Origin of the sequence: Gynuella sunshinyii YC6258 (genome assembly GCF_000940805.1) — a bacterium.
Classification (GTDB): Bacteria; Pseudomonadota; Gammaproteobacteria; order Pseudomonadales; family Natronospirillaceae; genus Gynuella; species Gynuella sunshinyii.
This window is the reverse complement of the sequence record NZ_CP007142.1, coordinates 5,803,022-5,829,526: the sequence shown is the minus strand read 5'-3', so window position 1 is coordinate 5,829,526 and position 26,505 is coordinate 5,803,022. Positions and strand designations below refer to the sequence as shown.

Annotated in this window: 18 protein-coding genes and 3 rRNA genes; 14 read left to right on the top strand and 7 right to left on the bottom strand. The window is 47.2% G+C overall.

Features of this window, described 5'->3' with window-relative positions:
• Positions 1-338 precede the first annotated feature (338 nt).
• Positions 339-719 carry a hypothetical protein gene (locus YC6258_RS24185; RefSeq protein WP_044619159.1) on the top strand — a complete coding sequence of 127 codons (381 nt, stop codon included), beginning with the start codon at positions 339-341 and terminating at the stop codon, positions 717-719.
• 144 nt (positions 720-863) lie between these two features.
• Here YC6258_RS24185 and YC6258_RS24180 read toward each other — a convergent pair whose 3' ends face one another.
• Positions 864-2,552 carry an NAD-dependent malic enzyme gene (locus YC6258_RS24180; protein WP_044619158.1) on the bottom strand — a complete coding sequence of 563 codons (1,689 nt, stop codon included), beginning with the start codon at positions 2,550-2,552 and terminating at the stop codon, positions 864-866.
• A gap of 485 nt (positions 2,553-3,037) precedes the next feature.
• Between YC6258_RS24180 and YC6258_RS24175 the strand changes: the two genes are divergently transcribed.
• Positions 3,038-4,780: an acetolactate synthase 3 large subunit gene (locus tag YC6258_RS24175; RefSeq protein WP_044619157.1), complete on the top strand. Its 1,743-nt coding sequence runs from the start codon at positions 3,038-3,040 to the stop codon at positions 4,778-4,780.
• A 2-nt stretch (positions 4,781-4,782) separates the two neighbouring features.
• Positions 4,783-5,277, top strand: a complete 495-nt coding sequence (gene ilvN, locus YC6258_RS24170) for an acetolactate synthase small subunit (protein WP_044619156.1) — start codon at positions 4,783-4,785, stop codon at positions 5,275-5,277.
• 62 nt (positions 5,278-5,339) lie between these two features.
• Here ilvN and YC6258_RS24165 read toward each other — a convergent pair whose 3' ends face one another.
• The 3 genes from YC6258_RS24165 to lpdA all read right to left on the bottom strand — a co-directional run bounded on the left by YC6258_RS24165 (position 5,340) and on the right by lpdA (position 9,921).
• Positions 5,340-6,425, bottom strand: a complete 1,086-nt coding sequence (locus tag YC6258_RS24165) for a hypothetical protein (protein ID WP_044619155.1) — start codon at positions 6,423-6,425, stop codon at positions 5,340-5,342.
• Complete coding sequence (locus YC6258_RS24160; protein ID WP_044619154.1) at positions 6,422-8,440, bottom strand: DUF3857 domain-containing transglutaminase family protein; 2,019 nt, start codon at positions 8,438-8,440, stop codon at positions 6,422-6,424. Before YC6258_RS24160 ends, YC6258_RS24165 begins: the two co-directional genes overlap by 4 nt.
• Before the next feature lie 74 nt (positions 8,441-8,514).
• Positions 8,515-9,921: a dihydrolipoyl dehydrogenase gene (gene lpdA, locus YC6258_RS24155; RefSeq protein WP_044619153.1), complete on the bottom strand. Its 1,407-nt coding sequence runs from the start codon at positions 9,919-9,921 to the stop codon at positions 8,515-8,517.
• 114 nt (positions 9,922-10,035) lie between these two features.
• On the opposite strand from lpdA, the gene YC6258_RS29150 reads away from it, so the two are divergent.
• The 4 genes from YC6258_RS29150 to YC6258_RS24135 all read left to right on the top strand — a co-directional run bounded on the left by YC6258_RS29150 (position 10,036) and on the right by YC6258_RS24135 (position 13,191).
• Positions 10,036-10,236 carry a DUF1289 domain-containing protein gene (locus YC6258_RS29150; protein WP_044619152.1) on the top strand — a complete coding sequence of 67 codons (201 nt, stop codon included), beginning with the start codon at positions 10,036-10,038 and terminating at the stop codon, positions 10,234-10,236.
• Positions 10,237-10,324: 88 nt separating this feature from the next.
• Positions 10,325-11,095 (top strand): TSUP family transporter, encoded by a 771-nt coding sequence (locus tag YC6258_RS24145; RefSeq protein ID WP_044619151.1) that lies wholly within the window; start codon positions 10,325-10,327, stop codon positions 11,093-11,095.
• A gap of 288 nt (positions 11,096-11,383) precedes the next feature.
• Positions 11,384-12,523 (top strand): OmpA/MotB family protein, encoded by a 1,140-nt coding sequence (locus YC6258_RS27700; protein WP_052830547.1) that lies wholly within the window; start codon positions 11,384-11,386, stop codon positions 12,521-12,523.
• Between the two features lie 62 nt (positions 12,524-12,585).
• Complete coding sequence (locus YC6258_RS24135; protein ID WP_144407736.1) at positions 12,586-13,191, top strand: rhomboid family intramembrane serine protease; 606 nt, start codon at positions 12,586-12,588, stop codon at positions 13,189-13,191.
• On the opposite strand, the gene YC6258_RS24130 is transcribed toward YC6258_RS24135, so the two are convergent.
• The 3 genes from YC6258_RS24130 to YC6258_RS24120 form a co-directional block, all read right to left on the bottom strand.
• Positions 13,188-13,976, bottom strand: a complete 789-nt coding sequence (locus tag YC6258_RS24130) for a helix-turn-helix domain-containing protein (RefSeq protein ID WP_044619150.1) — start codon at positions 13,974-13,976, stop codon at positions 13,188-13,190. The genes YC6258_RS24135 and YC6258_RS24130 overlap by 4 nt on opposite strands.
• 369 nt (positions 13,977-14,345) lie before the next feature.
• Positions 14,346-15,824, bottom strand: coding sequence for a ketol-acid reductoisomerase (gene ilvC / locus YC6258_RS24125; protein WP_044619149.1), 1,479 nt, complete (start codon positions 15,822-15,824; stop codon positions 14,346-14,348).
• Between the two features lie 170 nt (positions 15,825-15,994).
• The gene (locus YC6258_RS24120; RefSeq protein ID WP_044619148.1) at positions 15,995-17,122 is read right to left on the bottom strand and encodes a patatin-like phospholipase family protein; all 1,128 of its coding nucleotides are present in this window, start codon (positions 17,120-17,122) and stop codon (positions 15,995-15,997) included.
• A gap of 441 nt (positions 17,123-17,563) precedes the next feature.
• On the opposite strand from YC6258_RS24120, the gene ilvY reads away from it, so the two are divergent.
• The 7 genes from ilvY to rrf all read left to right on the top strand — a co-directional run bounded on the left by ilvY (position 17,564) and on the right by rrf (position 26,465).
• A complete protein-coding gene (gene ilvY, locus YC6258_RS24115) occupies positions 17,564-18,466 on the top strand; it encodes an HTH-type transcriptional activator IlvY (RefSeq protein ID WP_044619147.1) in 903 nt (300 codons plus the stop codon).
• 69 nt (positions 18,467-18,535) lie between these two features.
• The gene (pssA, locus tag YC6258_RS24110) at positions 18,536-19,330 is read left to right on the top strand and encodes a CDP-diacylglycerol--serine O-phosphatidyltransferase (RefSeq protein WP_052830545.1); all 795 of its coding nucleotides are present in this window, start codon (positions 18,536-18,538) and stop codon (positions 19,328-19,330) included.
• 51 nt (positions 19,331-19,381) lie between these two features.
• Positions 19,382-20,350, top strand: coding sequence for a protein-methionine-sulfoxide reductase catalytic subunit MsrP (gene msrP / locus YC6258_RS24105; protein ID WP_044619146.1), 969 nt, complete (start codon positions 19,382-19,384; stop codon positions 20,348-20,350).
• Positions 20,350-21,003 (top strand): protein-methionine-sulfoxide reductase heme-binding subunit MsrQ, encoded by a 654-nt coding sequence (locus tag YC6258_RS24100; RefSeq protein ID WP_044619145.1) that lies wholly within the window; start codon positions 20,350-20,352, stop codon positions 21,001-21,003. Before msrP ends, YC6258_RS24100 begins: the two co-directional genes overlap by 1 nt.
• Positions 21,004-21,578: 575 nt before the next feature.
• Positions 21,579-23,118 (top strand): 16S ribosomal RNA (locus YC6258_RS24095).
• Between the two features lie 147 nt (positions 23,119-23,265).
• Positions 23,266-26,165: ribosomal RNA gene (locus YC6258_RS24090) — 23S ribosomal RNA — on the top strand.
• Between the two features lie 184 nt (positions 26,166-26,349).
• Positions 26,350-26,465, top strand: a 5S ribosomal RNA gene (rrf, locus tag YC6258_RS24085).
• Together the 16S, 23S and 5S rRNA genes form the textbook arrangement of a ribosomal RNA operon.
• Positions 26,466-26,505: the final 40 nt, after the last annotated feature.

The following is a 26,505-nucleotide window of genomic DNA, read 5'->3' as shown; positions in this document are numbered from 1 at the left end:
TCTCATACCGTAATTCCAAACAATGAGAGCCTGTTATCATTGATGAATAAGGGGCACATCTGTCAGTTGCCGCTTTGTTGTTTCATCGTTTACACTGCTTTCCATCGATAGTTCGTCTGGCTGTTTAAGCGCGATTACTCCATGCACTATGTTGTTGTGGGGTAAGTGGAGGGCGGTGGCAACCTGATTGCTTTTGCTGTTGGGTGATCTTTGGTCATTTGCCTGTGTTCTGTGAACCTATCTGTTTATACGTGTTGTCGGTTTTGCCATTTCCCTGATGGCTTTGGCCTGTGTTTGATATGTACTCAGGGAGATAAATATTCTTCGTAGTTGGTTGTATGAAAGTTGCTATTTGCTTTTCCATCATCTTCTTTTTTTCTTTGGTGTTATCCGGTTGTCAGCTGGATGCGTCTGATCATTCGCTATCTGCTACCGATCCGGTTAGGGTGGTTAGGATTTCCTGGGATACCCCGGAGAATCGCGAAAATGGTGAGTCGCTCTATGTTTATGAAATTGAAGGTTATGAAATAAAATACCGGAAAATGACCGACCAAAACTATCAATACCAAACACTCCGGGCTTCTGATTATGGTGGGCTGATTGAAGAGGCTGAGGTAAGTGTTGCTGGCCGCGGTACCTATGAATTTGCCGTAGCGGTGTTTGATGCTGATGGGCTATACAGTCTATACAGTGATGCGATGACTGTTACCCTGGATTAGCAACTTCAGATTAGTTGTCTGAGGCAAAATTGGTGATTCTTTATGCATTGCCAGCCGGGTGCTTGTTAAACACTCAAAACATCCTTGTTAATTATCCGCTTTCCCTTTCTAAGTCATCCTTTCAAAAAACATTCTGTTTTTCGGTTAAAAGGAAGTCCTGCGATATTGACGATACTCAGGTGACCAGAAATTGCGCTCAATAGCGGCATCAATAGCGCTTTCTGGTAGTTCAAGGGCGACGTCATCCTGAATCGCCTGTAGTGCAACCGCTTTGGCAATTTGTTTGCTGACTTCTCGAATGTCTGCCAGCTTTGGCAGTAAATCCTCGCCGCTGCCCTGTACTTTGGGAGAGACTTTAGCCAATGCGGTACTGGAAGCCATTAGCATATTGTTGGTAACCCGGTTAGCGGCAACAGCCAGCACTCCCAGACCAATGCCTGGAAAAATATATGAATTGTTACATTGGGGGATGACATATTCCCGATTATTGAAAATAACGGGTGCGAATGGACTACCGGTTGCGATAATGGCGCGCCCCTGGGTCCATTTGACGATGTCAGCGGGAACCGCTTCCACCCGGGAGGTAGGATTGGATAGCGGCAGGATGACAGGCTGATCGCACTGACTGGCCAGTGTTTCCAGCATCTCCTGGGTGAAGAGTCCAGGCTGGCCGGAGACGCCGATTAATACCGTCGGCTTAGCATGTTTGATGACTTCGAGCATGCCCAGTTTGTCATGACTGACCTGCCATTGATCGATGTCAGAGTGAGCCTGAGCAAGAGGTCGTTGAAAGTTGATCAGGTCCGGCATGTCATCGGTCAGCAGGCCATAGCGGTCAACCATAAAAATCCGGCCGCGTGCTTCCGCTTCTGTCAGACCTTCAGATACCATCTGAGCGACAATCTGTTCTGCGATACCACATCCCGCAGAACCCGCTCCCATAAAGGCAATACGTTGATCTTTGAGCTGTTCTCCTTTGGCATAACTGGCTGCCAGCAGCGTACCGACTGTCACCGCTGCGGTACCCTGGATATCGTCGTTAAAGCAACACAGGTCATCGCGGTATTTTTCCAGCAACGGCATGGCGTTCGCCTGGGCGAAGTCTTCAAATTGTAACAGTACATTTGGCCAGCGACGTTTGACTGCCTGAATAAATGAATCGACAAATTCAAAGTATTCATCGCCACTGATGCGTGGGTGCCGCCATCCCATATACATTGGGTCTTCCATTACCATCGGATTGTTACAGCCAACATCCAGAACAACAGGCAAAGTGTAGGCCGGGCTTATGCCGCCACAAGCTGAATACAAGGCCAGTTTCCCAATGGGGATTCCCATTCCGCCGATACCTTGGTCCCCAAGCCCCAGAATACGTTCGCCGTCCGTAACCACAATCACCTTGACGTTATGTTTGGTGGCATTTTGCAGCATGTCATCAATGCGATCCCGATCGGGATAGGAGATAAACAGGCCACGTTTGCGACGGTAGATTTTTGAAAACCACTGACAGGCCTGACCAACTGTCGGGGTATAAATCAGCGGCATGATCTCTTCCATGTGATCAGTTACCAGACGGAAATATAACGTCTCATTGGTATCCTGGATATTGCGTAAATAAATATGCTTGTCCATATCGTTCTGAAATGAACAAAGCTGGTGATATACCCGGTTTTTCTGCTCCTCGATGGTTTCGATAGCGTGAGGCAACAGCCCTTCAAGATTGAAAGCGGTACGTTCTTCAGAGGTAAACGCACTACCTTTGTTCAGCAGTGGGGTTTCCAATAAAGCCGGGCCGGCAAAGGGAATATAAAGAGGACGATTGGTATGCGGCATGATGAATAAACTTTGTCAATGATAAAGGGGGTAGAAAAAGAAAAGCATGCAAGTCTATGGTTTTGCCGGAAAATGTATAGAGTCAATTACAAATAATTATTATTTGTCATATGTGCACTAAAATTGTTCTGTGACTGCAAATTGGCACAAATATGCATCAAAACGTTGCTATTTACAGGTCAGCTGTGGAGAATAACCACTCCTTGCTAACACTCTTTATAGACATTGACCAGCCATATTCTGACCCACCTTGGGGTGTCTGGTCTAATAAATAGTGATCCAGCCTGAGAGTCTTATCCAGTCGTTCAGTGATGTTGTTGCTGATGGGCGGGGTAGGAAGCGATGGTAGCGATTGTGTTATTAACCCGATGATTACGGCAAGCGTTGATTAGAGGTTCGAAACCCATCAACCGTACTGGTGAATGACTTTACCGAGTGATTCATTGAGTGCTGCCAGAGGTCATCCACAATTGAGGTGATTCGAAATGTCGGACTCTCCCAATCAGCCGGAAATGTTATCTGGCGGTGAAATGATCATGCGTGCCCTGAAGGAAGAAGGCGTAGAGTATATTTACGGCTATCCCGGCGGTGCAGTGCTCCATATTTACGACGCAATTCATCAGCAGAAAGATATTCGCCACGTACTGGTACGCCACGAACAGGCTGCTACTCACATGGCGGATGCTTATGCTCGTGCAACTGGCAAAGCCGGGGTGGTACTGCTGACTTCCGGTCCCGGTGCAACCAATGGTATTACGGGTATTGCCACAGCATTTACAGACTCTATCCCCATGGTAGTGATTACTGGTCAGGTTATGAGCTGGCTGATCGGTGATGATGCCTTCCAGGAAACGGATATGCTGGGTATTTCCCGTCCGGTGGTCAAACACAGCATGACCGTGCGTGATCCCCGTGATATTCCTTCGATCATTAAAAAAGCTTTTTACATTGCTCAAAGCGGCCGTCCCGGACCGGTTGTGGTCGATGTTCCCAAAGACATGACCACGCCCAACGAGAAGTTTCCATTCGAATATCCGGATAAGATCAAGCTGCGCTCCTATAGCCCGGTTCAGCGTGGACACAGTGGTCAGATTAAAAAAGCCGTTCAGGCAATGATGCAATCCAGACGCCCGGTCATTTATGCCGGTGGTGGCGTTATTCTGGGGCGGGCCTCTGAAGAATTAACGGCACTGGCAAAAATGTTGAATTTCCCGGTCACCAATACGTTAATGGGGTTGGGAGGATATCCCGGAACCGACCGTCAGTTTGTTGGTATGTTGGGTATGCATGGTAGTTATGAAGCCAACCTTACCATGCATAATTCTGATTTGATTCTGGCTATTGGGGCGCGATTTGATGATCGGGTAACCAATGCCACCAAGAAGTTCTGTCCGGATGCACAGATTATTCATATCGATATCGACCCTTCGTCAATCTCTAAAAATGTTGCCGCACATATTCCGATTGTCGGACCGGTTAAGTCTGTACTCAAGGAAATGATCGAACAGGTCAAAGCCAGTAAAGAACAGCCGGATATGGAGGCACTGGCAGATTGGTGGAAACGTATCGATGATTGGAGGGAGCGTCATGGAGGTCGTTATCTCACAGATGATTCCGACAAGATGAAACCCCAGTGGGTGATCGAAACACTTTGGAAGGTGACCAATGGCGATGCTTTTATCACTTCCGATGTGGGTCAGCACCAGATGTTTGCCGCCCAATATTACAAGTTCAATAAACCTAATCGTTGGATTAACTCCGGAGGCCTGGGAACAATGGGATTTGGTTTCCCGGCAGCGATGGGGGTGAAGCTCAGTTTCCCGGATGACGATGTGGTATGTGTGACCGGTGAAGGTTCAATACAGATGAACATTCAGGAGCTATCGACCTGTAAGCAATACGGGCTGCCTGTCAAGATTCTTAATCTGAATAATGGTTATCTGGGTATGGTTAAGCAGTGGCAGGATCTCAATTACGAATCCCGTTACTCGAACTCCTATCTCGACTCATTACCCGATTTTGTCAAATTGGCAGAAGCATACGGCCATGTTGGGATGAGAATTGATCGAAAAGAAGATTTGGAACCGGCGCTGCGCGAAGCTCTGAGTATTAAAGATCGTCTGGTTTTCCTCGATGTAATTGTTGACCCCAAAGAGCATGTATATCCAATGCAGGTGCCGAATGGTGCCATGTGTGACATGTTGTTGAGCAAAACGGAGAGGACTTGAGCATGCGTAGAATCATTTCAGTATTGATGGAAAACGAATCTGGTGCGCTTGCCCGGGTTGTCGGATTATTTGCCCAGCGCGGTTACAATATTGATTCTCTGACTGTTGCGCCAACTGAGGATCCAACCTTGTCCCGGATGACTCTTGTGACGGTTGGCAGCGACCGGGTTATTGAACAGATCACCAAGCAGTTGAATAAGCTGATTGAGGTCGTCAAGCTGGTTGACCTGACAGAAGGAACTCATGTTGAACGCGAGATGTTGCTGATTAAGGTTCGTGCGACTGGACCTAATCGTGAAGAAGTCAAGCGGACCTGCGATATTTTCAGGGGTCAGATTATCGATGTTACGCCCAATGCTTATACCATCCAGTTGACGGGAACATCTGACAAACTGGATGCCTTTATTGAGTCTGTTTCTTCCGCCGCAACGATTATGGAAGTGGCTCGTTCCGGGGTGACTGGAATTGCCAGAGGGGAGAAAGTGCTGGCGCTATAATTCAATTCCTGTGATCTGATAAAAAAGGAGTCTGTACAGACTCCTTTTTGTTTTATAGAGAATCAGGATTTCTGACTTTTCTGCCAGGCAATAAACTCAGGGCTTAGAATGAAATCATGATATATCGGGTCTGAGAAATATTCCTGATCCATTATATAGTCTAATTCATCTAGATAATTTATTACCGTTATGGCCTCAGAGTATTGCTTGCCAGCAACATAGCTCTCCAACAACGTGAAATAACTGCTATCTATTACTGGGTCAATGATAATGGCTTGCCTGAACAGTCGCTGGGCTTCAGACTGATTACCGATGGCCTGCATGTATCTGCCATAAAAATAAACTGGCCACCAGAAGTCTCCTGTCATATTTGCAAACTGCTGCTGTTTTTGTTTGATCATCGATAGATCTTTTGTATTTAAAGACAGAAAATATTCCTGTAGTGGCAGGATTTTGTCTGTATTTTTATCGATTTGTCGCTGATAGGTTGCCTGTGATGGTTTCGTGAGAGGATGCGATACATCAATGGTTTTGACATCAACAAAAATTGCCATTTCAGGATCCAGTCCAAGATATTTTAACGTGTCCGGGGAATTCATAGCCAGTATCGCAGCTTCTTTTAAAGTGAGGTTGGATTTCGATCGGCTTTTGGAAGACTTGTTCAATATCGTGTTAACCGTTTTGAGTTGTCGTAGCCATTGTTGATAACTCAGGCCATTATCAAAATTCTGTATATCATCGATACGCCAGTGTCCCTGAGAATCTGGTGATAGGTCGAATCTGATCCAGAAGAAGTCGTCTCCTCTGGTGCGATAGTACAAATGGGCGATATCAGCAGAAAGAGTATCGGCTTTCAATAACTGCCAGGAATCATTCATGGTTGGCAGATATGTATCCGTATAAGCACCGGTTGAAGTTTTAAGGTTGGACAAATCCTGACTCATGAACTGTTCAAGCTGTTGCTGGTTACCCTGGGTGAGCACCCAATCCAAAGCAGCACTGCTTACAATTGGCGAGTTAGTTTCCAGACCGGTTTTGATCCAGTCACTATTAACTGCTTCAGGATTTTCTGTATTGGATTTGTCCGCCACAGTCTGGCAACCAAACATTAATGCGGTTGTAATTAGCAACGCGTTAATTACTTTCATAGTTGCTCTCCTCCGTTAATATTCAGGGTTTGGCGGAACAACAGACTTCCAGGATCTGTTTCGGGGAGAGGGTTATCCATGGTAATCCAATAGGTGTAAAACAGATAATCACGAGCTTTATCCAGCATGTTGTAATAGTTTCTGACTTGATCCGCCGGAACGCGATCACGATGATTCTGGTAATGGAAAATAAACCGTTGTTTATGTCCATAGTCTACCGTGGACACTTCAAATCGGAAGAACTCGTTATCCACTGTCTGGGTGTCCGGCAAATCCTGTTGCTTGAAGAAATAGGGGTAATTGATATCCAGGATATGAGTGATATCTTTGGGGCTGGAAATAAAGTGGGAATATTTCCGTGAAAGCTGCCGTGGAAGTTTCATGTAGGAGTCGATGGTTGAACCATAGACTTTGTATTCATAGCCCGGACGCTCTTTATTGAACTTCCAGAAACCCTGCAACCAATAACTCTCAGTGACACTGAAGATGTTTTCCGCAACATTATCGCTGATGCTGATCTCCTCGGCTATTGAAGCTCCACCAAACTCCCGGTCATAGTAGTTGAGGTAAGTTTGAGCAATTTCCTGATGACTCTGGTTGCTGAAACGGTAACGTTGATAATCAGCTTCATTGCCCGTGTAAGTACTGGTGACTTTCATGCGCGTAGGCAAGTTGTATTTAAAGGTTGTTACGGTTTCCTGAACGACAATATCCGAAGATTTACTCTGCAGGCGGGGCATGGCCTCCAGGTCAGAACCTGGTTTGACCGGTAAGTGATAGTCGTAACCGGTGTAACCCAGTACCGCCAATGTATTGCCAGCCTGATAGGACTTCGTTGGATCTATGAAATATTGCTTACCTCGCCATTGCACTGCTGTAATGACATGGTCGAACAGTTTTGCTGAAGGCAAATAATCTTTTAATGCGGCACCTTCCCGGGTATTGACCAATGCTGGCCATGCATCGATACCCTCGGCGCGCAACAGTGAAACCAGTAACAGGGTTTTGTCTTTGCAGTCACCGTAACTTAGAGAAAGAGTTTCATTGGGGGAATGTGGTTTATGCGAGTTCTGTCCGACTTCGATGCCGACATAACGGATTTGTTCCTGAACCATTTTCAACGCAGCCAGTATTTTCTGTTCATCGCTCTCAAGTGTTGATAGCTTCTGGTGCCAGTTCCGCCATTCGGTACCAGGGCTGAAACTATCAAGTGAAAATAATGATGCGGCCCAATCGGAGACATCCTTCCAGTCGTTAAAATCTGTCACTTCCAGTTTTGGATATGGGTCCTCATCGTATGGCGTGTCTTCTTCATAGGAATACATGGGAACGTCATCCTGCTGCCAGACAAGAGTTTGTTGATTACCCTTGGTTTCGGTATGTAACTGAAGATTACCCTGATAGCCGAAAATTTTGGTTTTAATCCGGTGATTGGCTGGAAGTAAGGTGCGTTTGTAAATTCTGTCCACCGGTACACCCCAGCCGATGCTGGTCAGATAGTTTATATGTGTGCCAAATACAGGATTGCTTCCGGTAATTGTGTATGCCACCTCAACGGTGTCACCAAGACGCAGGTCATCAAGAATAATCAGGTACTGCTTGGCTTCTGAAAAGAGATGGCTGTCTGCTCCATCCTCAACATCCAGCAACGAAGTGCGGGCGCTGGCAAACTTATCCATCGCTTTATTGTTGCGCCAAATTGTCAACTTATGCAGTTGGACAGACTGATACTGAGGATAAAACGTAATCTCAACACGCCCGGAATTCATCAGGCCATCCTGATTAAGGGGTCTTTCAGCATAATGGTAAAACTTTGCATAGCCTTTATGGCTGTTCAGAAAATTACGCTGCTCATCGACGAGCAGATACTGGGTTTCCTGATCTGCCGGCAGACGTTCAGCGGCTGGTACCTCAACTGTTTCGACCCATTCGGGTACGGGGTGTCTGTTGATAGTGTCCGCTGGCAGATAAATGGATAAAAGCAGGCAAAATCCGCTAAAAAAAATCCTAAGCAAAACAAGCTTCCTTTATGTGGTTCATGTACTTGCGAATTCTAGCGGAAACATGGGCAATGGCCCATATCATCAACTTATCGCGGTTGAAACAAATCGGTGATCGTCCCCAGCCCTGCCTCTGCTGCCAGCCCAATGGATTCGTGCAGGGTTGGATGAGCATGAATGGTTAACCCGATATCTTCGATATTGGCACCGAATTCCAGGGCCAGTGTCAGTTCACCGATAAGCTCACCAGCATGCTGACCCACGACCCCGGCTCCCAATAATTGGCCGGTGCTGGGATGATAGAGCAACTTGGTTTTCCCGGCGGGGTGTTGACTGGCATGTGAGCGTCCCAGAGCGCTCCACGGAAAAGTGGCGACCTTATATGGAATAGCTGCTGACTTGAGATCCTTTTCAGTTTTACCCGTCCAGGCAATTTCCGGTTGAGTATAGGCGATGCTGGGAATGGCCACCGGAGTAAAGTAGGTCTTATGGCCTGCAATCACTTCCGCTGCAGTATGGGCTTGATGTGACGCCCGGTGTGCCAGCATAGGGTTTCCGGTTACGTCACCAATGGCATATATATGTGGCACATTTGTTTGTAATTGATCATTCACGGGTATAAACCCCCGCTGATCCACGAATACTCCCGCAAACTCAGCTCCAATCCTGTGGCCGTTTGGTGTTCTGCCAATAGCAATCAGCAAAGCATCAAAATCCATTTGATCCGATTGATCATCTGCACCGAGCAGTGTTGTTGTCACTCCTCCGGGATGGGCTGAGACCGCTGTCAGTCGGGTATTAAGTCTGATGTTAAAGCGCCCCTTATTACTGCGTTGAAACAGATTGACCAGATCTTTGTCTGCAGCGGGAATCAATTGATCAGTAAATTCAATAAGAGTGATTTGAGTACCCAGCGCCTGGTATACGGTGCCTAATTCCAGGCCGATGATCCCGCCGCCGACTACTAACATCCTGTCCGGAATTTCTGTCAGATGCAGGGCGGCTGTCGAATCCATAATTCTGGCGTCATGAGGCAGGAAATCAGGCATGTTAGGGCGAGAACCAACCGCGATGATAACGTGATCAAAACCTAGTCTGACCTGCTTGTCTTTTTGAGTGATCTGCAAATGATGATCGTCAATAAAGGTTGCCTCTCCGGTTATCACATTGACTCTGCGTTGTCTGGCCATGATTGCGATGTTTTGACTCATGGTCTTCACAATAGTGTTTTTGTGTTCCCGGATAGCGTTGAGGTCAGGAGAAGTAACGGTTGATGTAATTCCCCATTGTCTCAGCAACGGTAAGTGATTGAACTGTTCGGCAACGTGAAGCAGAGCCTTTGATGGGATGCAGCCGACATTCAGACACACGCCACCGAGTTGGTCGTGCTTTTCAATTAGTGTCACTTCCATTCCGAGATCGGCTGCACGGAAGGCCGCAGAATATCCGCCTGGTCCACTGCCAATAACGGCAAGACGAGTATGAATCTGTTGCATAGAAACTCCTATTTATCTATCAGTAGATAGATAAAGTTAACGATAGAAAATATCGCTGGTCAAGGAGTTTTGATTTACTCTTTTAAGGGTCCGTTTTGAAAAGGCATACCGACAATGGAGTCGATAGCATCTCCCTGTGTGCGTAATTGTTGTCTGGACGATAGTGAAGTGTGCTTAGGATGTGGTCGTACTTTGCAGGAAATTAAAGACTGGTGGAATTGCTCCAATTCAGACAAACGCTTGATTATTCGCAGAGCGCAAACAAGACAGCAGCGACGTTTGAACAGACCTCTCGATGAAGAGGAGGCTGATTGAGAGCCTATGATCTCTTGTTCCTGTATGGACTGTTGTCCTGGTAGACCCTATATTGCCGTTCTTTTGTTAATTCCCTGAGTTTGAGTAGATGCCTGAGTTTGAAATTACAATAACAATCGTTGGCTTTATGTTTCTGGCTGCATTATTGGCCGGTTGGGTGGATACCCTGGCCGGGGGCGGTGGATTAATTACCATTCCCGCGATGATGCTGGCAGGGGTGCCTCCAATTGCAGCGTTAGCCACCAATAAAGCCCAGGGGTTTGTTGGTACGCTGACCGCTACGACCGTTATGGTGATGAAAGGCCGTCTTAAGTTAGCCGATGTCTGGGGGCTGATCATCGCGGCGGCCATAGGTTCGTTGTCTGGATGCTGGCTTATTCAGAGAGTCGATACCGACTGGTTGAAGTGGTTGATCCCGGTGCTGCTGCTAATTGTTGCAGTTTATTTTCTGCTAACCCCCAAACTCGGCAAAAAAGAAACCAAAGCTAAAGTGTCTGAGCTCGGATATGGACTGACAGCGGTTCCAATCATCGGCTTTTATGATGGGGCTCTAGGTCCTGGAACCGGTTCTTTTTTTGCAGTTAGTGGCATCCTTTTGCGCGGACAGACGTTGTTGCAGGCGACCATTCGCGCCAAGCTGTTTAATTTTGTGACCAATATTAGTGCAATGGTGTTGTTTGCGGCTGGAGGCAGAATTGTCTGGATGATTGCTGGCGCCATGATGTTGGGGCAACTGTGTGGTGCGTTGATTGCCAGTCATACTATGCTTAATGGTGGAGAGCGACTGATTCGGCCTCTGGTAATTTTAATGTGTTTTCTAATGTCAGCCGTTCAATTGTATAAATTGTTGTTTGTTTGATGTATGACGACCTTATCAGGCTAAGAAACTTTAAGCTGTCATACAGGCTTGGTATTTCTGGTGTAATGGTTTGTCTGCTACATAAATTGGTGGATAACAATTTCGTATCTGAGACGGTTATTCCTCTGTCTGAAGAGGGGTGTGAACCACGGGGACCTGGCGTAGATAGTCATATGATCACCGTGTGAGCAGGTATGTTTTTTTCTGACCGGGCAGGTTGCATCTCTTACCGGAGCCTGTCTGCAATACTTTCTGAGACAACAATAATCATAAAGAGAGGTGATTCTTATGGTCGCTGAACAGGAAAACAGGCCCTCTAATGGGCTTACGTGGGTTACATGGTTGTTTGTGGTGTTGTTCTTCATCACTGCTGGCACCGGTTACTATTTTTTTGCCCAGCAGCAACACCGTATTCAGGTTTTGCAACAGGCCGTCGAGCAGGCAAATGACAAAGTGACCAATTTGTCTGAACAACTACGGGCTTCCAATCTCCAGCAGGAAAGTCTGCGTCAGGAAGCTGAGTTTGCCAACCGGACCAATACTACCCAGAGACAACAGCTATCGGAGTTTGAGCAGAAACTGACCGAGTTACGTGAGGAACGGGATCGCCTGGAAACCGTGAATCGTGAGCAACTAAATGAGTTGAATGATCGCAAACGGCAGCTTGATCTGGCTCTAAGCAATGTGACCTCTGCTAATCGCAAGGTTGAAGAATATCAGCAACAGTTGGCCGCATTGCAAAATAACCTAACCGGTACCCAACAGAGACTGCAGGCATTGTCTGGTGAACTGACGGCCAAACAGGCATCGCTGATGGAATTGTCGAGTATCGAAGACCAATACCACGCTGCGCGGGAGCAACTGGCACTGCAACAGGCACAAAATGAAGACTACACTGCCACTATCTCTCAGCTGGAGGACCAGCTTAAACGGGAAGGAAAGGCAATGGATCAATTGGAGCAAAAGCTCAACCGCATCAGTGACGAAAAAGAGACTTTGGTCAGTAAATTACGCGATGGGACCACAGTCATAAAATTACCCGAAAAAATACTCTTTGCGTCAGGATCAGCAGACTTAAATGCAAAAGGAGAGAAAACGTTGCGTCTGGTGGCTGAAGCGCTAAGCAGTTTCCCGGATCATATGATCAGTATTCAGGGACATACGGATGGACGAGCGATCACTTCCAGATTGCGGGATCATTATCCCTCCAATTGGGAACTATCATCGGCCAGGGCTTCCGCAGCGGTTCGTGTTCTGTTGGATGCGGGTCTTGATAAAAGCAGGCTTCAGGCAGTTGGTTATGCCGATACCCGCCCATTAGTGGATGAAAAAAACGATGATGATCGTGCTAACAATCGAAGAATAGAAATTTATCTGGTACCGGTTCCAGTCAATACTCGTGAACTTGTGAATACGAAAGATGATTAATCACCACATGGTTCTGTGAATGGTTCTTTATGTCATGACCATGGTAATAATTGGGGAAAGGTTTGAAACTATTTTTACCAGCAAAACATTACTGGCTTACACCTGGCATCATTTACGTTAATTCTTTTATCTTTCTTTTACTGGTAATTACAACAGGGAAGATAATGTGGTTTCCGGCTGAAACCTTATATGTTTGGGGTGGTAACTATGGTCCAAAAACCATCAATGGGGATTGGTGGCGGCTATTAAGCAATATTTTTTTGCATGGAGGCCTGCTTCATCTGGTATTCAATTCTATCGTATTGGCAAACATCGGCGTGTACCTGGAACCATTTCTGGGCTCGATTCGTATGTTGATTGTTTATTTGATAACCGGAGTGTCAGCAAGTATGACGAGTGTTTTGCTTAACGATCCAATTGTGAGTGTTGGAGCGTCGGGGGCTATATTTGGTTTATATGGTTTTTTCCTGGCCTTGTTGACCACTCCTTTGTTCCGTCCACAAATAAGATCGACTTTCCTGCGTAATACTTTGGGATTCGTTGGGATCAATATTGCGTTTGGCTTCGTCGTACCAGCGGTAGACAATGCAGCCCATTTGGGTGGGCTGCTAAGTGGAGGACTATTAGGTTATCTGAGTTATCCCTTGTTGCGTAGACGCAAGGTTTAACTAAACCATTGCATCCATTTGGGATCGTTTTCAAGTTGTTGGGCATCTTTATAAATAGCGTTCAGCTGTTTCTTACTGGTGTTTTTAAACAAATCTGCAATAAGATCGACCCTTTCTTCGATTAGATTTCGTAATTTGAAATGGGTTTTATTCTTAATTGACTTCAAGGGGGGTTGGCCGGTCAACTCATAAAATCTCGGGAAATAGACATTGTTGCACTGGTGCAGGCCATAAATGATTCTTCTGAGATTTCGTTCGCTCATCCCCAATTCTGATGCCAGGGTTACCTGAGTTTTCCCGGAGGACTCCAGGTGATCCAAAATGACACTGCCTGAGTTGTCATAGAAATCCTGACTGTGAACATATTGATACATAGTGTTACGTTGAGCATATGTCATATACATATTTTCCAGGGGAACAGAAAAACTGTAACCGGTAACATCCTGTATCATTTGTGCAAGTTGCTTAAGATCTTTTTTGGCAAGTCGATTAATTAGCAGGCACCACTTTATCTGATCCAGGTTTTTATATTTATTCAGTTTGAGTGGTTTAGAGTAGTCGGTCTGTGCCATGTAGTGATATGGCGACAGGCCCATTGAAAATGCCCACCAGAAAATCAGATGAAGCTTTATGTTTCGCTCTCCTTTCTCCATCTCAATCCAGGTTTTTTTACTAACATCAACGAGATTCTGCATCTGGGCAATTGTGAACCCAAGTTCCTGTCGGGTTGATCGCAGGAACTCTCCTATTATTACTTCATAGTCTTTTTCGTATTGAGTATACATGTGACACTCTCCTTCCGGTCATAAGCGAACCCAAAGTTAACTCTGATAATTCGGGCAATCAACTTATTGCAGTGACTTTTTGAATTATTTTCGTTTCCAGGGTTACAAGTTGTGAACATTATCTTTTTTCTATGTATTAAAAAGTAGCTGAAAATGCCGAAGACATCTATCAAATATTTATAAATCAGAAAAAATAGGACTAAATTGATACGAGGCGGGAATTGAAATATCTACGACTGTTTAGGTTTTTGGCGATATTCAGTTTTGGTTCAGAAAAACAGCTGTTTTGCCGGGTGTTAAAAAAGCCTGCGTGTAAAACTGAACGCAGGCTTGGTAAATTATTATGAAATACTGTTTCAGTAAATTTTACTAAATTTCAACGATTTTCTTCATATCTGTCATGTAACCACGTAATTCCTGACCTATCCATTCAATAGGATGATTACGGATTGCTTCATTTACCTGTACAAGCTCCAGGTTATCTACGCCATTACTGCTGTTATTCATGCCTTTACCAATAACCTCAGTACTGAGCCCGTTAACAAAATCGCGCAACATTGGAACGGCAGCGTTTGCAAATAAATAGTTGCCATACTCAGCAGTATCCGAAATGACAACATTCATTTCATAAAGACGTTTGCGGGCGATCGTATTGGCAATCAATGGCAACTCATGCAATGACTCATAGTAGGCTGACTCTTCTATGATTCCAGCGGATACCATGGTTTCGAAAGCCAACTCAACACCAGCCTTAACCATAGCAACCATAAGGATACCTTTGTCAAAAAACTCTTGCTCGGTGATTTTGACGTCTATCTCCGGATAGTTCTCAAATGCAGATTCTCCGGTTTCGGCGCGCCATTTAAGAAGGTTGGCATCGTTATTGGCCCAGTCTGCCATCATTGTGCTTGAAAACTCACCACTGATAATGTCGTCCTGATGTTTTTGAAACAACGTTTCCATTTGATCTTTAAGCATTTCACTTAACTGGAAAGCTTTGATTTTTGCTGGATTATCAAGACGATCCATCATATTGGTAATACCGCCCAGTTTTAGTGCTTCAGTAATAACTTCCCAACCGTATTGCACCAATTTTCCGGCATATCCGGCTTCGATTCCATCAGCGACCATTTTGTCATAGCACAGCAACGAACCCGCCTGCAGCATGCCACATAAAATAGTCTGTTCGCCCATAAGGTCAGATTTGACCTCGGCAACGAATGAACTTTCAAGAACACCTGCGCGATGACCACCGGTTGCTGCCGCCCAGGCTTTGGCAATTTCAAGGCCATCTTCATTGGGATCATTTTCGGGGTGTACAGCAATCAATGTAGGAACTCCGAAGCCTCGTTTGTATTCTTCACGAACTTCGGTGCCAGGGCATTTTGGCGCAACCATGACCACGGTAATGTCCGAACGAATCTGTTGGCCGACCTCGACGATATTGAAACCATGTGAATAACCCAGAGCTGAACCCTGTTTCATCAAAGGCATAACTGTTTCGACCACATTACTGTGTTGTTTATCTGGAGTCAGGTTAACGACCAAGTCCGCTTGAGGAATCAGATCTTCGTATGAACCAACAGTGAAACCGTTATCAGTAGCATTTTTCCAGCTCTGACGTTTTTCTGCGATAGCTTCTTTGCGCAGAGCATAAGACACATCCAGACCGGAATCGCGCATATTGAGACCTTGGTTCAGACCTTGAGCACCACAGCCGACGATGACAACTTTTTTTCCTTTAAGGTAATCGCATTCTGAGGCGAATTCGGATTTGTCCATAAAGCGGCAGACACCCAGCTGTGCCAGCTGTTGACGAAGATTAAGAGTGTTGAAATAGTTAGACATGATTGTTTTTCACCCATTTGCTTAATGAATCTGAGACCGAAGGGCCACAGTTGGGCGCGATTCTACCGAAGCTATGGAGATGCGAAAATGAATACTTTCGAATGTGGTGTTGCAGAAATGGCAGTAATAGAGCGGACTTGTTCAGTATTTGATATTCCAGCAGCATCCTGTCATTGATCGAAGAACGCTTTTATGTCGTCTGCCTGGGCGCAGCCATCTTTGTAACCGAGTTTGATCAGTTCACCGCAGAATTCGCTATTAAATAGTAGGTAGGCTGCAGCAGAAATTCCTCCACCCTGGCGGGTACCTCCGGTGACGCGCAAGAAGAATTTAATGGAATCCGGTAAAAAATGGAGCATTTTGCTGGCGATGTTGTCAATGGATTCGCTGGGGGATATTTGTAGATAGTCAATAATTCTTAGCGATTCCGGTAATCGGTCCCAGTGGCGCTTGGGAATGAGGCGTAAAAGATCATTGGTCTGTTGTAGTGACGCAACGTCGACCTGCAGGTTATCGACAAATGCTCCGTTCAGAATATGTCCAACCACCTGGGCAATGGACGGGGTGGCAGATGTTGCCGGCGGGCGGATGGGCTTTCTGATATCACTGGTGCCAATAATAAACAGTTTTTCTGCTCCAAGATGTATTGCCGGACTAAGCGGCGCTGTCTGGCGTAAGGCTCCGTCACCAAAGTATTCTCGATTGATACGAACTGGCGGGAACAGAGTTGGAATTGCCGATGAGGCCATCAGGTGATCAATATTCAACTTCGAGGGAACGCCAACCCGATTCCAGCCACGCCAGCTTTTTATATCGGGTTTACCCTGATAAAAACTGACAGACTCGCCTGACTGATACCCCATCGCGGTAATGCTGACGGCTTCCAATTTGTCTCGGTTGATAGCTTTTTCAATGTCTTCGAAGCGGACATGTTTGATCAGAAATTCTCTAAGAGGGGCATTGTCAAGTAATGATATCGGGCGCTTTTGTCCGCGCCCCTGGTTGAGCAGTGATGCAGATATTCTGGCTAGACTGTATCCGGTATCAATCCAGCCTGATTTAACGACTTGGTCAATCTCCAATGTACGCCATAAGTAGTCCATACTTGAAACTGCACGATTGAAGTTCCCGGCCATGCTTGCTATTCCCAAAGCATTGATGGCACCTGCAGATGTGCCGCAGACAATTTCAAACGGACACGGTGTAAATTTGCCAATGACTTCCTTTACGGCTTTCAGTACACCTATCTGGTACGCCGCTTTGGCACCTCCACCGGATAAAATCAGGGCTCGTTTCATAATACCGTCGCGCCTCAGGCTATCATAATCCTAATAATAGTTGATATTGTGCTATATGAAACTGTTCCCAATAGAGTTGTTAGAGTATTGTTAGTCAACAAATGATTTACATGGTAACGAGGTTATGTGGCGGCCTGGAGAGCAGATATTTTATCATTTCTGCTGGTAGGATAATTGGTGTGGCATACAAACCATATTGATGGTTGATATCTGTTTTTGTTGTTATCTAAAAAATTGTTTGGACACTAAAAATAAAGGAATTGATGATGAATATCCTGGAGGTTTGGTTTGTTCTGTTACTTACAGGTATCGTGCTGGTATTTTGTGCTGCCGAGGTTCCAGTAGCGCGCAGCCTGTTGTTCTGCTGGAGAAGAGATTGGTTGCCAATACCACTTAAAGGCGTTAAAACGTGCTCTTTCGCAGCTCCTTAGTTTGGATTCCATGGACTTACGCACACTCAGGCAATTCCTTCATCTGGCCCACAGTCTTCATTTTGGCAAGACCAGCGAAGCTCTGCATGTAAGTCCCTCTACCTTGAGCCGAAGTATTTCAAGGTTGGAAGAAGAGGTGGGTGTTGCTCTTTTTGAGCGGGACAACCGGAGTGTTGCCCTGACTCAGGCCGGACGACGTTTCCGTGGCTTTGCAGAGGATACTCTGGCCAGTTGGGAAGATCTCAAGCATGACGTCCGCCAGGCGCCTACCGAACTAGCCGGGCAGATCAGAATCTATTGCACGGTGACAGCCAGTTACTCGTTTATGCCGGAGTTGTTGACCAGATTTCGCAAGAGTTTCCCTAATATTGAAGTCATTCTTGAGACAGGAGACGTGGCGCAGGCTCTGCAGCAAGTCGCGGAGCAAGAAATAGATATTGCAGTCGCACCGTTGCCGGACCATCTACCTAATCAGATGGAATTTCTATCACTACTGAAGACCCCCCTGCAATTTATAGGGCCTACGGTAGACTGCCCTGTTTCGAGAATGCTGAATGAAACACCCGTTAACTGGCGCCAATTGCCCCTGGTGATATCCGAGTATGGCCTGACCCGGAAGCGGCTTGACCAATGGCTGAGATCTCAGGGAGTTAAGCCAAGAGTATATGCTCAGGTGGCTGGCCATGAAGCAATAGTCGGGATGGTTGGCTTGGGGTTCGGTGTGGGGCTTGTTCCTCAACTGGTGTTGGAGAACAGTCCAATGAAGGAGCGGATCAGAGTGATACCCGTTAAACCGCAGGTGCGTCCTTTTGATGTAGGGCTATGCACTTTGCATCGAAGAATGCAGGATCCTCTGGTAAAAGCTTTTTGGCAGATCGCCCAGACCACTTCCGTTGAACACCCTGGTAATTGATACCATGCTGGCACACTCAGGCACTCAGTATTAAACTGCCCGTCCAAATTATTATTTAATGGTATCGCCGTGGAAGTAAAACATCAGGAACCTGCAGCTTCTCAACCCGATGATCAGATTGTCGGGACATCTGTTGTTAGCACTGAGCCTCCAAAGCACCGAGGCATTTATCTATTACCCAACCTATTTACGACCAGCGCTCTGTTTGCTGGATTTTACGCTATTATTGCTGCAATCAATGAACACTATGTGGCCGGGTCTGTCGCCATCTTTGTTGCTATGGTCTTTGATACCCTAGATGGTCGGGTAGCTCGGATGACAGGTACGCAAAGTGCTTTTGGAGCTGAATACGACTCACTTTCCGATGTTATTGCTTTTGGTCTTGCTCCTGCGCTGGTTGCTTTTTTATGGTCTTTGAACAGTTTGGGTAAAATCGGTTGGATCTGCTCATTTGTATATGTGGCTGGAACAGCTCTGCGTTTGGCACGCTTCAATACTCAAATCGGCCGGGTTGATAAGAAGTACTTTATAGGATTGGCCAGTCCATCAGCTGCGGCCCTGGTTGCCGGTTCGGTATGGGCCTTTACTGAGGCTGGCGTCGCGAGTGAAGTGCTGGCAATACCATTCGCAGTTCTGGTCGCCTGTGCTGGCTTGTTGATGGTGTCCAATATTCGGTATTACAGCTTTAAAGATCTTGGGGATCGTCGTCGTGTGCCTTTTGTGGCAATGATAGCGTTAGTATTTATCTTTGCACTGGTGGCAGTTGATCCGGCAACGATATTATTGCTAGCGGCGTTTTTGTATGCCTTGTCCGGACCTTTGTTTGAAGGTTGGCTGAAAATCCGTCGAAAAAAAATGCAGTAATGTTCTGCTGATGACTGTCTAATCGATCAGTATCCATGAATGGAGTTGAACATGATCATTGGTAAGTCAAACGATATTCTCTCATCAGAAATTACTTCTGAAAGTATATATGTCAATCGCCGCCAGCTATTGGCGGCGAGTACCGCGGCACTAGGGCTGTCTGCCATTCCTTCGTTGACACAGGCCGCCACCTCCAGCACGTCCTGGTTAACGACCAAAATATCTCAGCCGTGGAAAACCACGATTACGACAGATGAATCAGTTACCCCCTGGGAAGATGCCACGCAGTACAACAACTTTTATGAGTTTGGTTTTGGTAAAAGTGATCCTGCCAAATACGCTGACCGACTGAAGACAGAACCCTGGTCCATAGAGATTTCTGGAGAAGTCAGTAAGCCAGGGACATTACACCTCGAAGATCTGGTGGCTCCCAATCAGTTGGAGGAACGAATATACCGGTTCCGATGTGTCGAGGCATGGTCAATGGTTGTTCCCTGGCTGGGCTTTTCCTTGGCTGATTTGCTGAAGCGTTTTGAGCCAACAGCTGACGCCCGCTTTGTTCAGTTTGAAACTTTGTTTGATCCAAAACAGTTCCCTGCTCAGAAATCGTCATCCTTTCCTTGGCCTTATATGGAAGGGTTAAGAATTGATGAAGCCATGAATCCATTGGCTTTTATGGCTGTCGGTATGTATGGCAAGGTTTTACCTAATCAGAATGGAGCGCCGATTCGTCTTGTTGTTCCCTGGAAGTATGGTTTTAAGAGCATTAAATCGATAGTTAAGATTCGTCTGGTAAAGGAAATGCCTAAAACCACCTGGAACATGTTGCAGGCCAGCGAGTACGGTTTTTATGCCAACGTAAATCCTGAAGTTGATCATCCACGCTGGAGTCAGAAGACTGAACGGCGTCTACCGAGCAGCCTGTTTACTCCGAACCGAATACCTACACTTAAATTTAATGGTTATGAGGAACAGGTTGCTTATCTATATAAAGATATGGATCTGAGAAAATTCTACTGATGCTTAAAAGTCGATGGGTTAAGGCGCTTTTACATATAGCTCTGTTGTTGCCGTTGTTAGAAGAATGCTGGCAGATATGGTTGTTAGTGAATGGTATGCCGAATCGCCTTGGCCCGGATCCGGGAAAGGTCATACTCGAAGATCTGGCAACTGTCGCTATCTGGTTGTTATTGCTAGGTTTGGCGATAACTCCTGCCAAGCAGATCTTTAGGATCAACGATCTGATGCGATTCAGGCGAATGGTCGGTCTATATGCATTTACTTATGCACTTCTTCACCTGCTTTCTTATCTCGCCTTTATTTTGGGTTGGGATTTCTCTGCTCTATGGGAAGACATCATCAAACGGCCTTACATAATTGTTGGAACGTTGTCGTTAGTCATCTTGGCTGCGTTAGCCGCCACCTCCTATAAAGCGGCGATGAGATTTCTGGGGAAACGCTGGAAGAAATTGCACCAGTTGGTTTATCCGGCGGTATTGTTGGCCATCCTTCATGAATGGTGGCAAGCGAAGGAAGCGTTCAATGAACCCTTGCTGCACTTGGTTATTGCTTCCGCTTTATTAGGATATCGCCTGGTTCTTTTTTTTAACAAGGCATTTTCCGGTATTAAAAATCAACAATCTTTGCGTCAAACGGCTAGAAAAAACTCATAGAAGTACTATGGTTATATGGCGTTTTCATGAAATCTTAAGTTTTACGAGAAAAAGAATTGACGTTGAGCAAAAAGAGTTTAGAATTCGCGCCCCTTGTCACCGAGACGTCCCCTAAAGACGGCTTGAAGATGGGTTGAGATTCAAGGATAAGTCATTGAATTTCAACGAAAAATCTTCAAAAAAACGGTTGACAGGGAGGCGCGAAAGAGTAAAATGCGCGCTCCTTGTCACCGAGACGTCAGAAAAAGACGGCTTGAAGATGAGTTGAGATTCGACGGTAAGTGATTGAATTTCAACGAAAAAATCTTCAAAAAAAAGGTTGACAGGGAGGTGCGAAAGAGTAGAATGCGCGCCTCGCTTCGGGGGTAAACGCCGAAGCAGATAAGACCCTTGGTTGGGCATGATCTTTAAAAGTTAATCAGGCAATTCGTGTGGGCGCTGGCTGGTAAGACGCATAAGAGAATTATCAGTAAGCGAACTCACAATTCATTTGTACACGTTATAAGTAATTGTTGATAAGCGAACTGAGTCAAAATTGGGTTAGTGCACTTTAGGGTGTATTGACCGACGATTTTAAACTGAAGAGTTTGATCATGGCTCAGATTGAACGCTGGCGGCAGGCTTAACACATGCAAGTCGAGCGGTAGCATTTCCAGCTTGCTGGAAGATGACGAGCGGCGGACGGGTGAGTAACGCGTAGGAATCTGCCTTGGAGTGGGGGATAGCCCGGGGAAACTCGGATTAATACCGCATACGGTCTACGGACGAAAGTGGGGGCTCTTCGGACCTCACGCTCTAAGATGAGCCTGCGTAGGATTAGCTAGTTGGTGAGGTAAAGGCTCACCAAGGCGACGATCCTTAGCTGTTCTGAGAGGATGATCAGCCACACTGGGACTGAGACACGGCCCAGACTCCTACGGGAGGCAGCAGTGGGGAATATTGGACAATGGGGGCAACCCTGATCCAGCCATGCCGCGTGTGTGAAGAAGGCCTTCGGGTTGTAAAGCACTTTCAGTGGGGAGGAAGGCGTGAGTATTAATAATGCTCATGATTGACGTTACCCACAGAAGAAGCACCGGCTAACTCCGTGCCAGCAGCCGCGGTAATACGGAGGGTGCGAGCGTTAATCGGAATTACTGGGCGTAAAGCGCGCGTAGGCGGCGAGTTAAGTCGGATGTGAAATCCCTGGGCTCAACCTGGGAACTGCATACGATACTGACTTGCTAGAGTCTTGCAGAGGGGTGTGGAATTTCCGGTGTAGCGGTGAAATGCGTAGAGATCGGAAGGACATCAGTGGCGAAGGCGACACCCTGGGCAAAGACTGACGCTGAGGTGCGAAAGCGTGGGTAGCAAACAGGATTAGATACCCTGGTAGTCCACGCGGTAAACGATGTCTATTAGCCGTCCGTTTCGTTTTAGAGATGGGTGGCGCAGCTAACGCGATAAATAGACCGCCTGGGGAGTACGGTCGCAAGATTAAAACTCAAATGAATTGACGGGGGCCCGCACAAGCGGTGGAGCATGTGGTTTAATTCGAAGCAACGCGAAGAACCTTACCTACTCTTGACATCCAGAGAACTTTCCAGAGATGGATTGGTGCCTTCGGGAACTCTGAGACAGGTGCTGCATGGCTGTCGTCAGCTCGTGTTGTGAAATGTTGGGTTAAGTCCCGTAACGAGCGCAACCCTTATCCTTAGTTGCCAGCGGTTCGGCCGGGGACTCTAAGGAAACTGCCGGTGACAAACCGGAGGAAGGTGGGGACGACGTCAAGTCATCATGGCCCTTACGAGTAGGGCTACACACGTGCTACAATGGCCGGTACAGACGGTAGCGAAGCGGCGACGTGGAGCCAATCCGAGAAAGCTGGTCGTAGTCCGGATCGCAGTCTGCAACTCGACTGCGTGAAGTCGGAATCGCTAGTAATCGCGAATCAGAATGTCGCGGTGAATACGTTCCCGGGCCTTGTACACACCGCCCGTCACACCATGGGAGTTGATTTCACCAGAAGTAGGTAGCTTAACCGAAAGGAGGGCGCTTACCACGGTGGGGTCAATGACTGGGGTGAAGTCGTAACAAGGTAGCCGTAGGGGAACCTGCGGCTGGATCACCTCCTTAAACGCAAGTTGAGCGGGTCAGCGTTCACACGAATTGGGCATGATCTTTAACAATCTGGACGAGTTCGAAAAAAGTCAAGACAAGCGTCAAGGCACGTATCATGTTAGCGCTGTATAAACCTGAAGATAAGACGTTTTAGGGTTATATGGTCAAGCAATTAAGCGTATACGGTGGATGCCTAGGCAGCCAGAGGCGAAGAAGGACGTGGTAACCTGCGAAAAGGTTCGGTGAGGTGGTAAACGACCTGTGACCCGGACATATCCGAATGGGGCAACCCACCCGATTTATCGGGTATCGTGCACTGAATACATAGGTGTACGAGGCGAACCGGGAGAACTGAAACATCTAAGTACCCCGAGGAAAAGACATCAAATGAGATTCCCCAAGTAGTGGCGAGCGAACGGGGATTAGCCCTGAAGTGTAAGACTGGGTAGAAGAATCCACTGGAAAGTGGAGCCATAGAGGGTGATAGCCCCGTATTTGAAATCCTGATTACATGAGCACGAGTAGGACGGGACACGAGAAATCCTGTTTGAAGAAGGGGGGACCATCCTCCAAGGCTAAATACTCCTGGCTGACCGATAGTGAACCAGTACCGTGAGGGAAAGGCGAAAAGAACCCCAGTGAGGGGAGTGAAATAGATCCTGAAACCGTATACGTACAAGCAGTGGGAGCATTCTTCGGAATGTGACTGCGTACCTTTTGTATAATGGGTCAGCGACTTACATTCAGTGGCAAGCTTAACCGAGTAGGGGAGGCGTAGGGAAACCGAGTCTTAATAGGGCGTTGAGTCGCTGGGTGTAGACCCGAAACCGAGTGATCTATCCATGGGCAGGTTGAAGGTTGAGTAACATCAACTGGAGGACCGAACCCACATCCGTTGAAAAGGCTGGGGATGACCTGTGGATAGGAGTGAAAGGCTAATCAAACTCGGAGATAGCTGGTTCTCCTCGAAAGCTATTTAGGTAGCGCCTCGGACGAATACCACTGGGGGTAGAGCACTGTTTCGGCTAGGGGGTCATCCCGACTTACCAACCCGATGCAAACTCCGAATACCAGTGAGTACTATCCGGGAGACACACGGCGGGTGCTAACGTCCGTCGTGAAAAGGGAAACAACCCAGACCGCCAGCTAAGGTCCCCAAGTGCCAGTTAAGTGGGAAACGATGTGGGAAGGCTTAGACAGCTAGGAGGTTGGCTTAGAAGCAGCCACCCTTTAAAGAAAGCGTAATAGCTCACTAGTCGAGTCGGCCTGCGCGGAAGATATAACGGGGCTCAAACTGGCCACCGAAGCTGCGGGATTACAGTAATGTAATCGGTAGAGGAGCGTTCTGTAAGCGGTTGAAGGTACATCGAGAGGTGTGCTGGACGTATCAGAAGTGCGAATGCTGACATGAGTAACGATAATGCAGGTGAAAAACCTGCACGCCGAAAGACCAAGGGTTCCTGTCCAACGTTAATCGGGGCAGGGTGAGTCGGCCCCTAAGGCGAGACCGCAAGGTGTAGTCGATGGGAAACGGGTTAATATTCCCGTACTTAATATGACTGCGATGGAGTGACGGAGAAGGCTAGGCCAGCCTGGTGATGGTTATCCAGGTTTAAGGGTGTAGGTTAGGGGATTAGGCAAATCCGGTTCCCTCTCTTAAGTGAGAAGACTGAGACCTGAATACGGTGGGACTATGGTCCCCGAAGTGGTTAATGCCCGGCTTCCAAGAAAAGCTTCTAAGCGTCAGGTCATATTGAACCGTACCCGAAACCGACACAGGTGGTCGGGTAGAGAATACCAAGGCGCTTGAGAGAACTCGGGTGAAGGAACTAGGCAAAATGGTACCGTAACTTCGGGAGAAGGTACGCTCTTGCCGGTGAAGGGGCTTGCCCCCGGAGCTAGCGAGAGTCGAAGATACCAGTTGGCTGCAACTGTTTATTAAAAACACAGCACTCTGCAAACACGAAAGTGGACGTATAGGGTGTGACGCCTGCCCGGTGCCGGAAGGTTAATTGATGGGGTTAGCGCAAGCGAAGCTCTTGATCGAAGCCCCGGTAAACGGCGGCCGTAACTATAACGGTCCTAAGGTAGCGAAATTCCTTGTCGGGTAAGTTCCGACCTGCACGAATGGCGTAATGATGGCCAAGCTGTCTCCACCCGAGACTCAGTGAAATTGAAATCGCTGTTAAGATGCAGTGTATCCGCGGCTAGACGGAAAGACCCCGTGAACCTTTACTATAGCTTCACACTGGACTTTGATGTGACTTGTGTAGGATAGCTGGGAGGCTTTGAAGTTAGGACGCCAGTTCTAATGGAGCCGACCTTGAAATACCAGCCTGGTCACCTTGAGGTTCTAACGTTGGTCCCTAAGCGGGATTACGGACCGTGTGTGGTGGGTAGTTTGACTGGGGCGGTCTCCTCCCAAAGAGTAACGGAGGAGCACGAAGGTGTGCTAATCATGGTCGGAAATCATGAGGATAGCGTAAAGGTATAAGCACGCTTGACTGCGAGACGGACATGTCGAGCAGGTACGAAAGTAGGTCTTAGTGATCCGGTGGTTCTGTATGGAAGGGCCATCGCTCAACGGATAAAAGGTACTCCGGGGATAACAGGCTGATACCGCCCAAGAGTTCACATCGACGGCGGTGTTTGGCACCTCGATGTCGGCTCATCACATCCTGGGGCTGAAGCCGGTCCCAAGGGTATGGCTGTTCGCCATTTAAAGTGGTACGCGAGCTGGGTTTAGAACGTCGTGAGACAGTTCGGTCCCTATCTGCCGTGGACGAATGAGACTTGAGAAGAGCTGCTCCTAGTACGAGAGGACCGGAGTGGACGAACCTCTGGTGTCCCGGTTGTCACGCCAGTGGCATTGCCGGGTAGCTAAGTTCGGACAGGATAACCGCTGAAAGCATCTAAGCGGGAAGCCCCCTTCAAGATGAGGTCTCACTGATCCCTAGAGGATCCTGAAGGGCCCTTAAAGACTATGAGGTTGATAGGCTGGGTGTGTAAGCGTTGTGAGGCGTTGAGCTAACCAGTACTAATTGCCCGTGAGGCTTGACCATATAACGCCTAAGGCGTTTTGAGCACGACGATGTGCGAGGTTGAGCGCTGATAAGATACGTGAAGTGTGGATAGAGATAGACACACATGACTTGTTGAGACGATAGACGAACTTGTTCAGAACAGCGGGGGCTGGTGAGAAGCGATTCCACGGGCTCCCAGGCGAAAGCCGAAGCAAGCGAATTGCTTGACGACGATAGAGCGTTGGACCCACCTGATTCCATCCCGAACTCAGTAGTGAAACGACGCATCGCCGATGGTAGTGTGGGGTCTCCCCATGTGAGAGTAGGACATCGTCAGGCATCTAACACGACCCCGGTCTGGAGACAGATCGGGGTTTTT

Coding starts and splice junctions, on each gene's coding strand:
- YC6258_RS29150 (WP_044619152.1), top strand. CDS start 10,036: ATGGAGTCGATAGCATCTCCCTGTGTGCGTAATTGTTGTCTGGACGAT.
- YC6258_RS24185 (WP_044619159.1), top strand. CDS start 339: ATGAAAGTTGCTATTTGCTTTTCCATCATCTTCTTTTTTTCTTTGGTG.
- ilvN (WP_044619156.1), top strand. CDS start 4,783: ATGCGTAGAATCATTTCAGTATTGATGGAAAACGAATCTGGTGCGCTT.
- YC6258_RS24120 (WP_044619148.1), bottom strand. CDS start 17,122: ATGAAACGAGCCCTGATTTTATCCGGTGGAGGTGCCAAAGCGGCGTAC.
- ilvY (WP_044619147.1), top strand. CDS start 17,564: ATGGACTTACGCACACTCAGGCAATTCCTTCATCTGGCCCACAGTCTT.
- lpdA (WP_044619153.1), bottom strand. CDS start 9,921: ATGCAACAGATTCATACTCGTCTTGCCGTTATTGGCAGTGGACCAGGC.
- YC6258_RS24100 (WP_044619145.1), top strand. CDS start 20,350: ATGCTTAAAAGTCGATGGGTTAAGGCGCTTTTACATATAGCTCTGTTG.
- ilvC (WP_044619149.1), bottom strand. CDS start 15,824: ATGTCTAACTATTTCAACACTCTTAATCTTCGTCAACAGCTGGCACAG.
- YC6258_RS27700 (WP_052830547.1), top strand. CDS start 11,384: ATGGTCGCTGAACAGGAAAACAGGCCCTCTAATGGGCTTACGTGGGTT.
- YC6258_RS24175 (WP_044619157.1), top strand. CDS start 3,038: ATGTCGGACTCTCCCAATCAGCCGGAAATGTTATCTGGCGGTGAAATG.
- YC6258_RS24130 (WP_044619150.1), bottom strand. CDS start 13,976: ATGTATACTCAATACGAAAAAGACTATGAAGTAATAATAGGAGAGTTC.
- YC6258_RS24165 (WP_044619155.1), bottom strand. CDS start 6,425: ATGAAAGTAATTAACGCGTTGCTAATTACAACCGCATTAATGTTTGGT.
- msrP (WP_044619146.1), top strand. CDS start 19,382: ATGATCATTGGTAAGTCAAACGATATTCTCTCATCAGAAATTACTTCT.
- YC6258_RS24145 (WP_044619151.1), top strand. CDS start 10,325: ATGCCTGAGTTTGAAATTACAATAACAATCGTTGGCTTTATGTTTCTG.
- YC6258_RS24180 (WP_044619158.1), bottom strand. CDS start 2,552: ATGCCGCATACCAATCGTCCTCTTTATATTCCCTTTGCCGGCCCGGCT.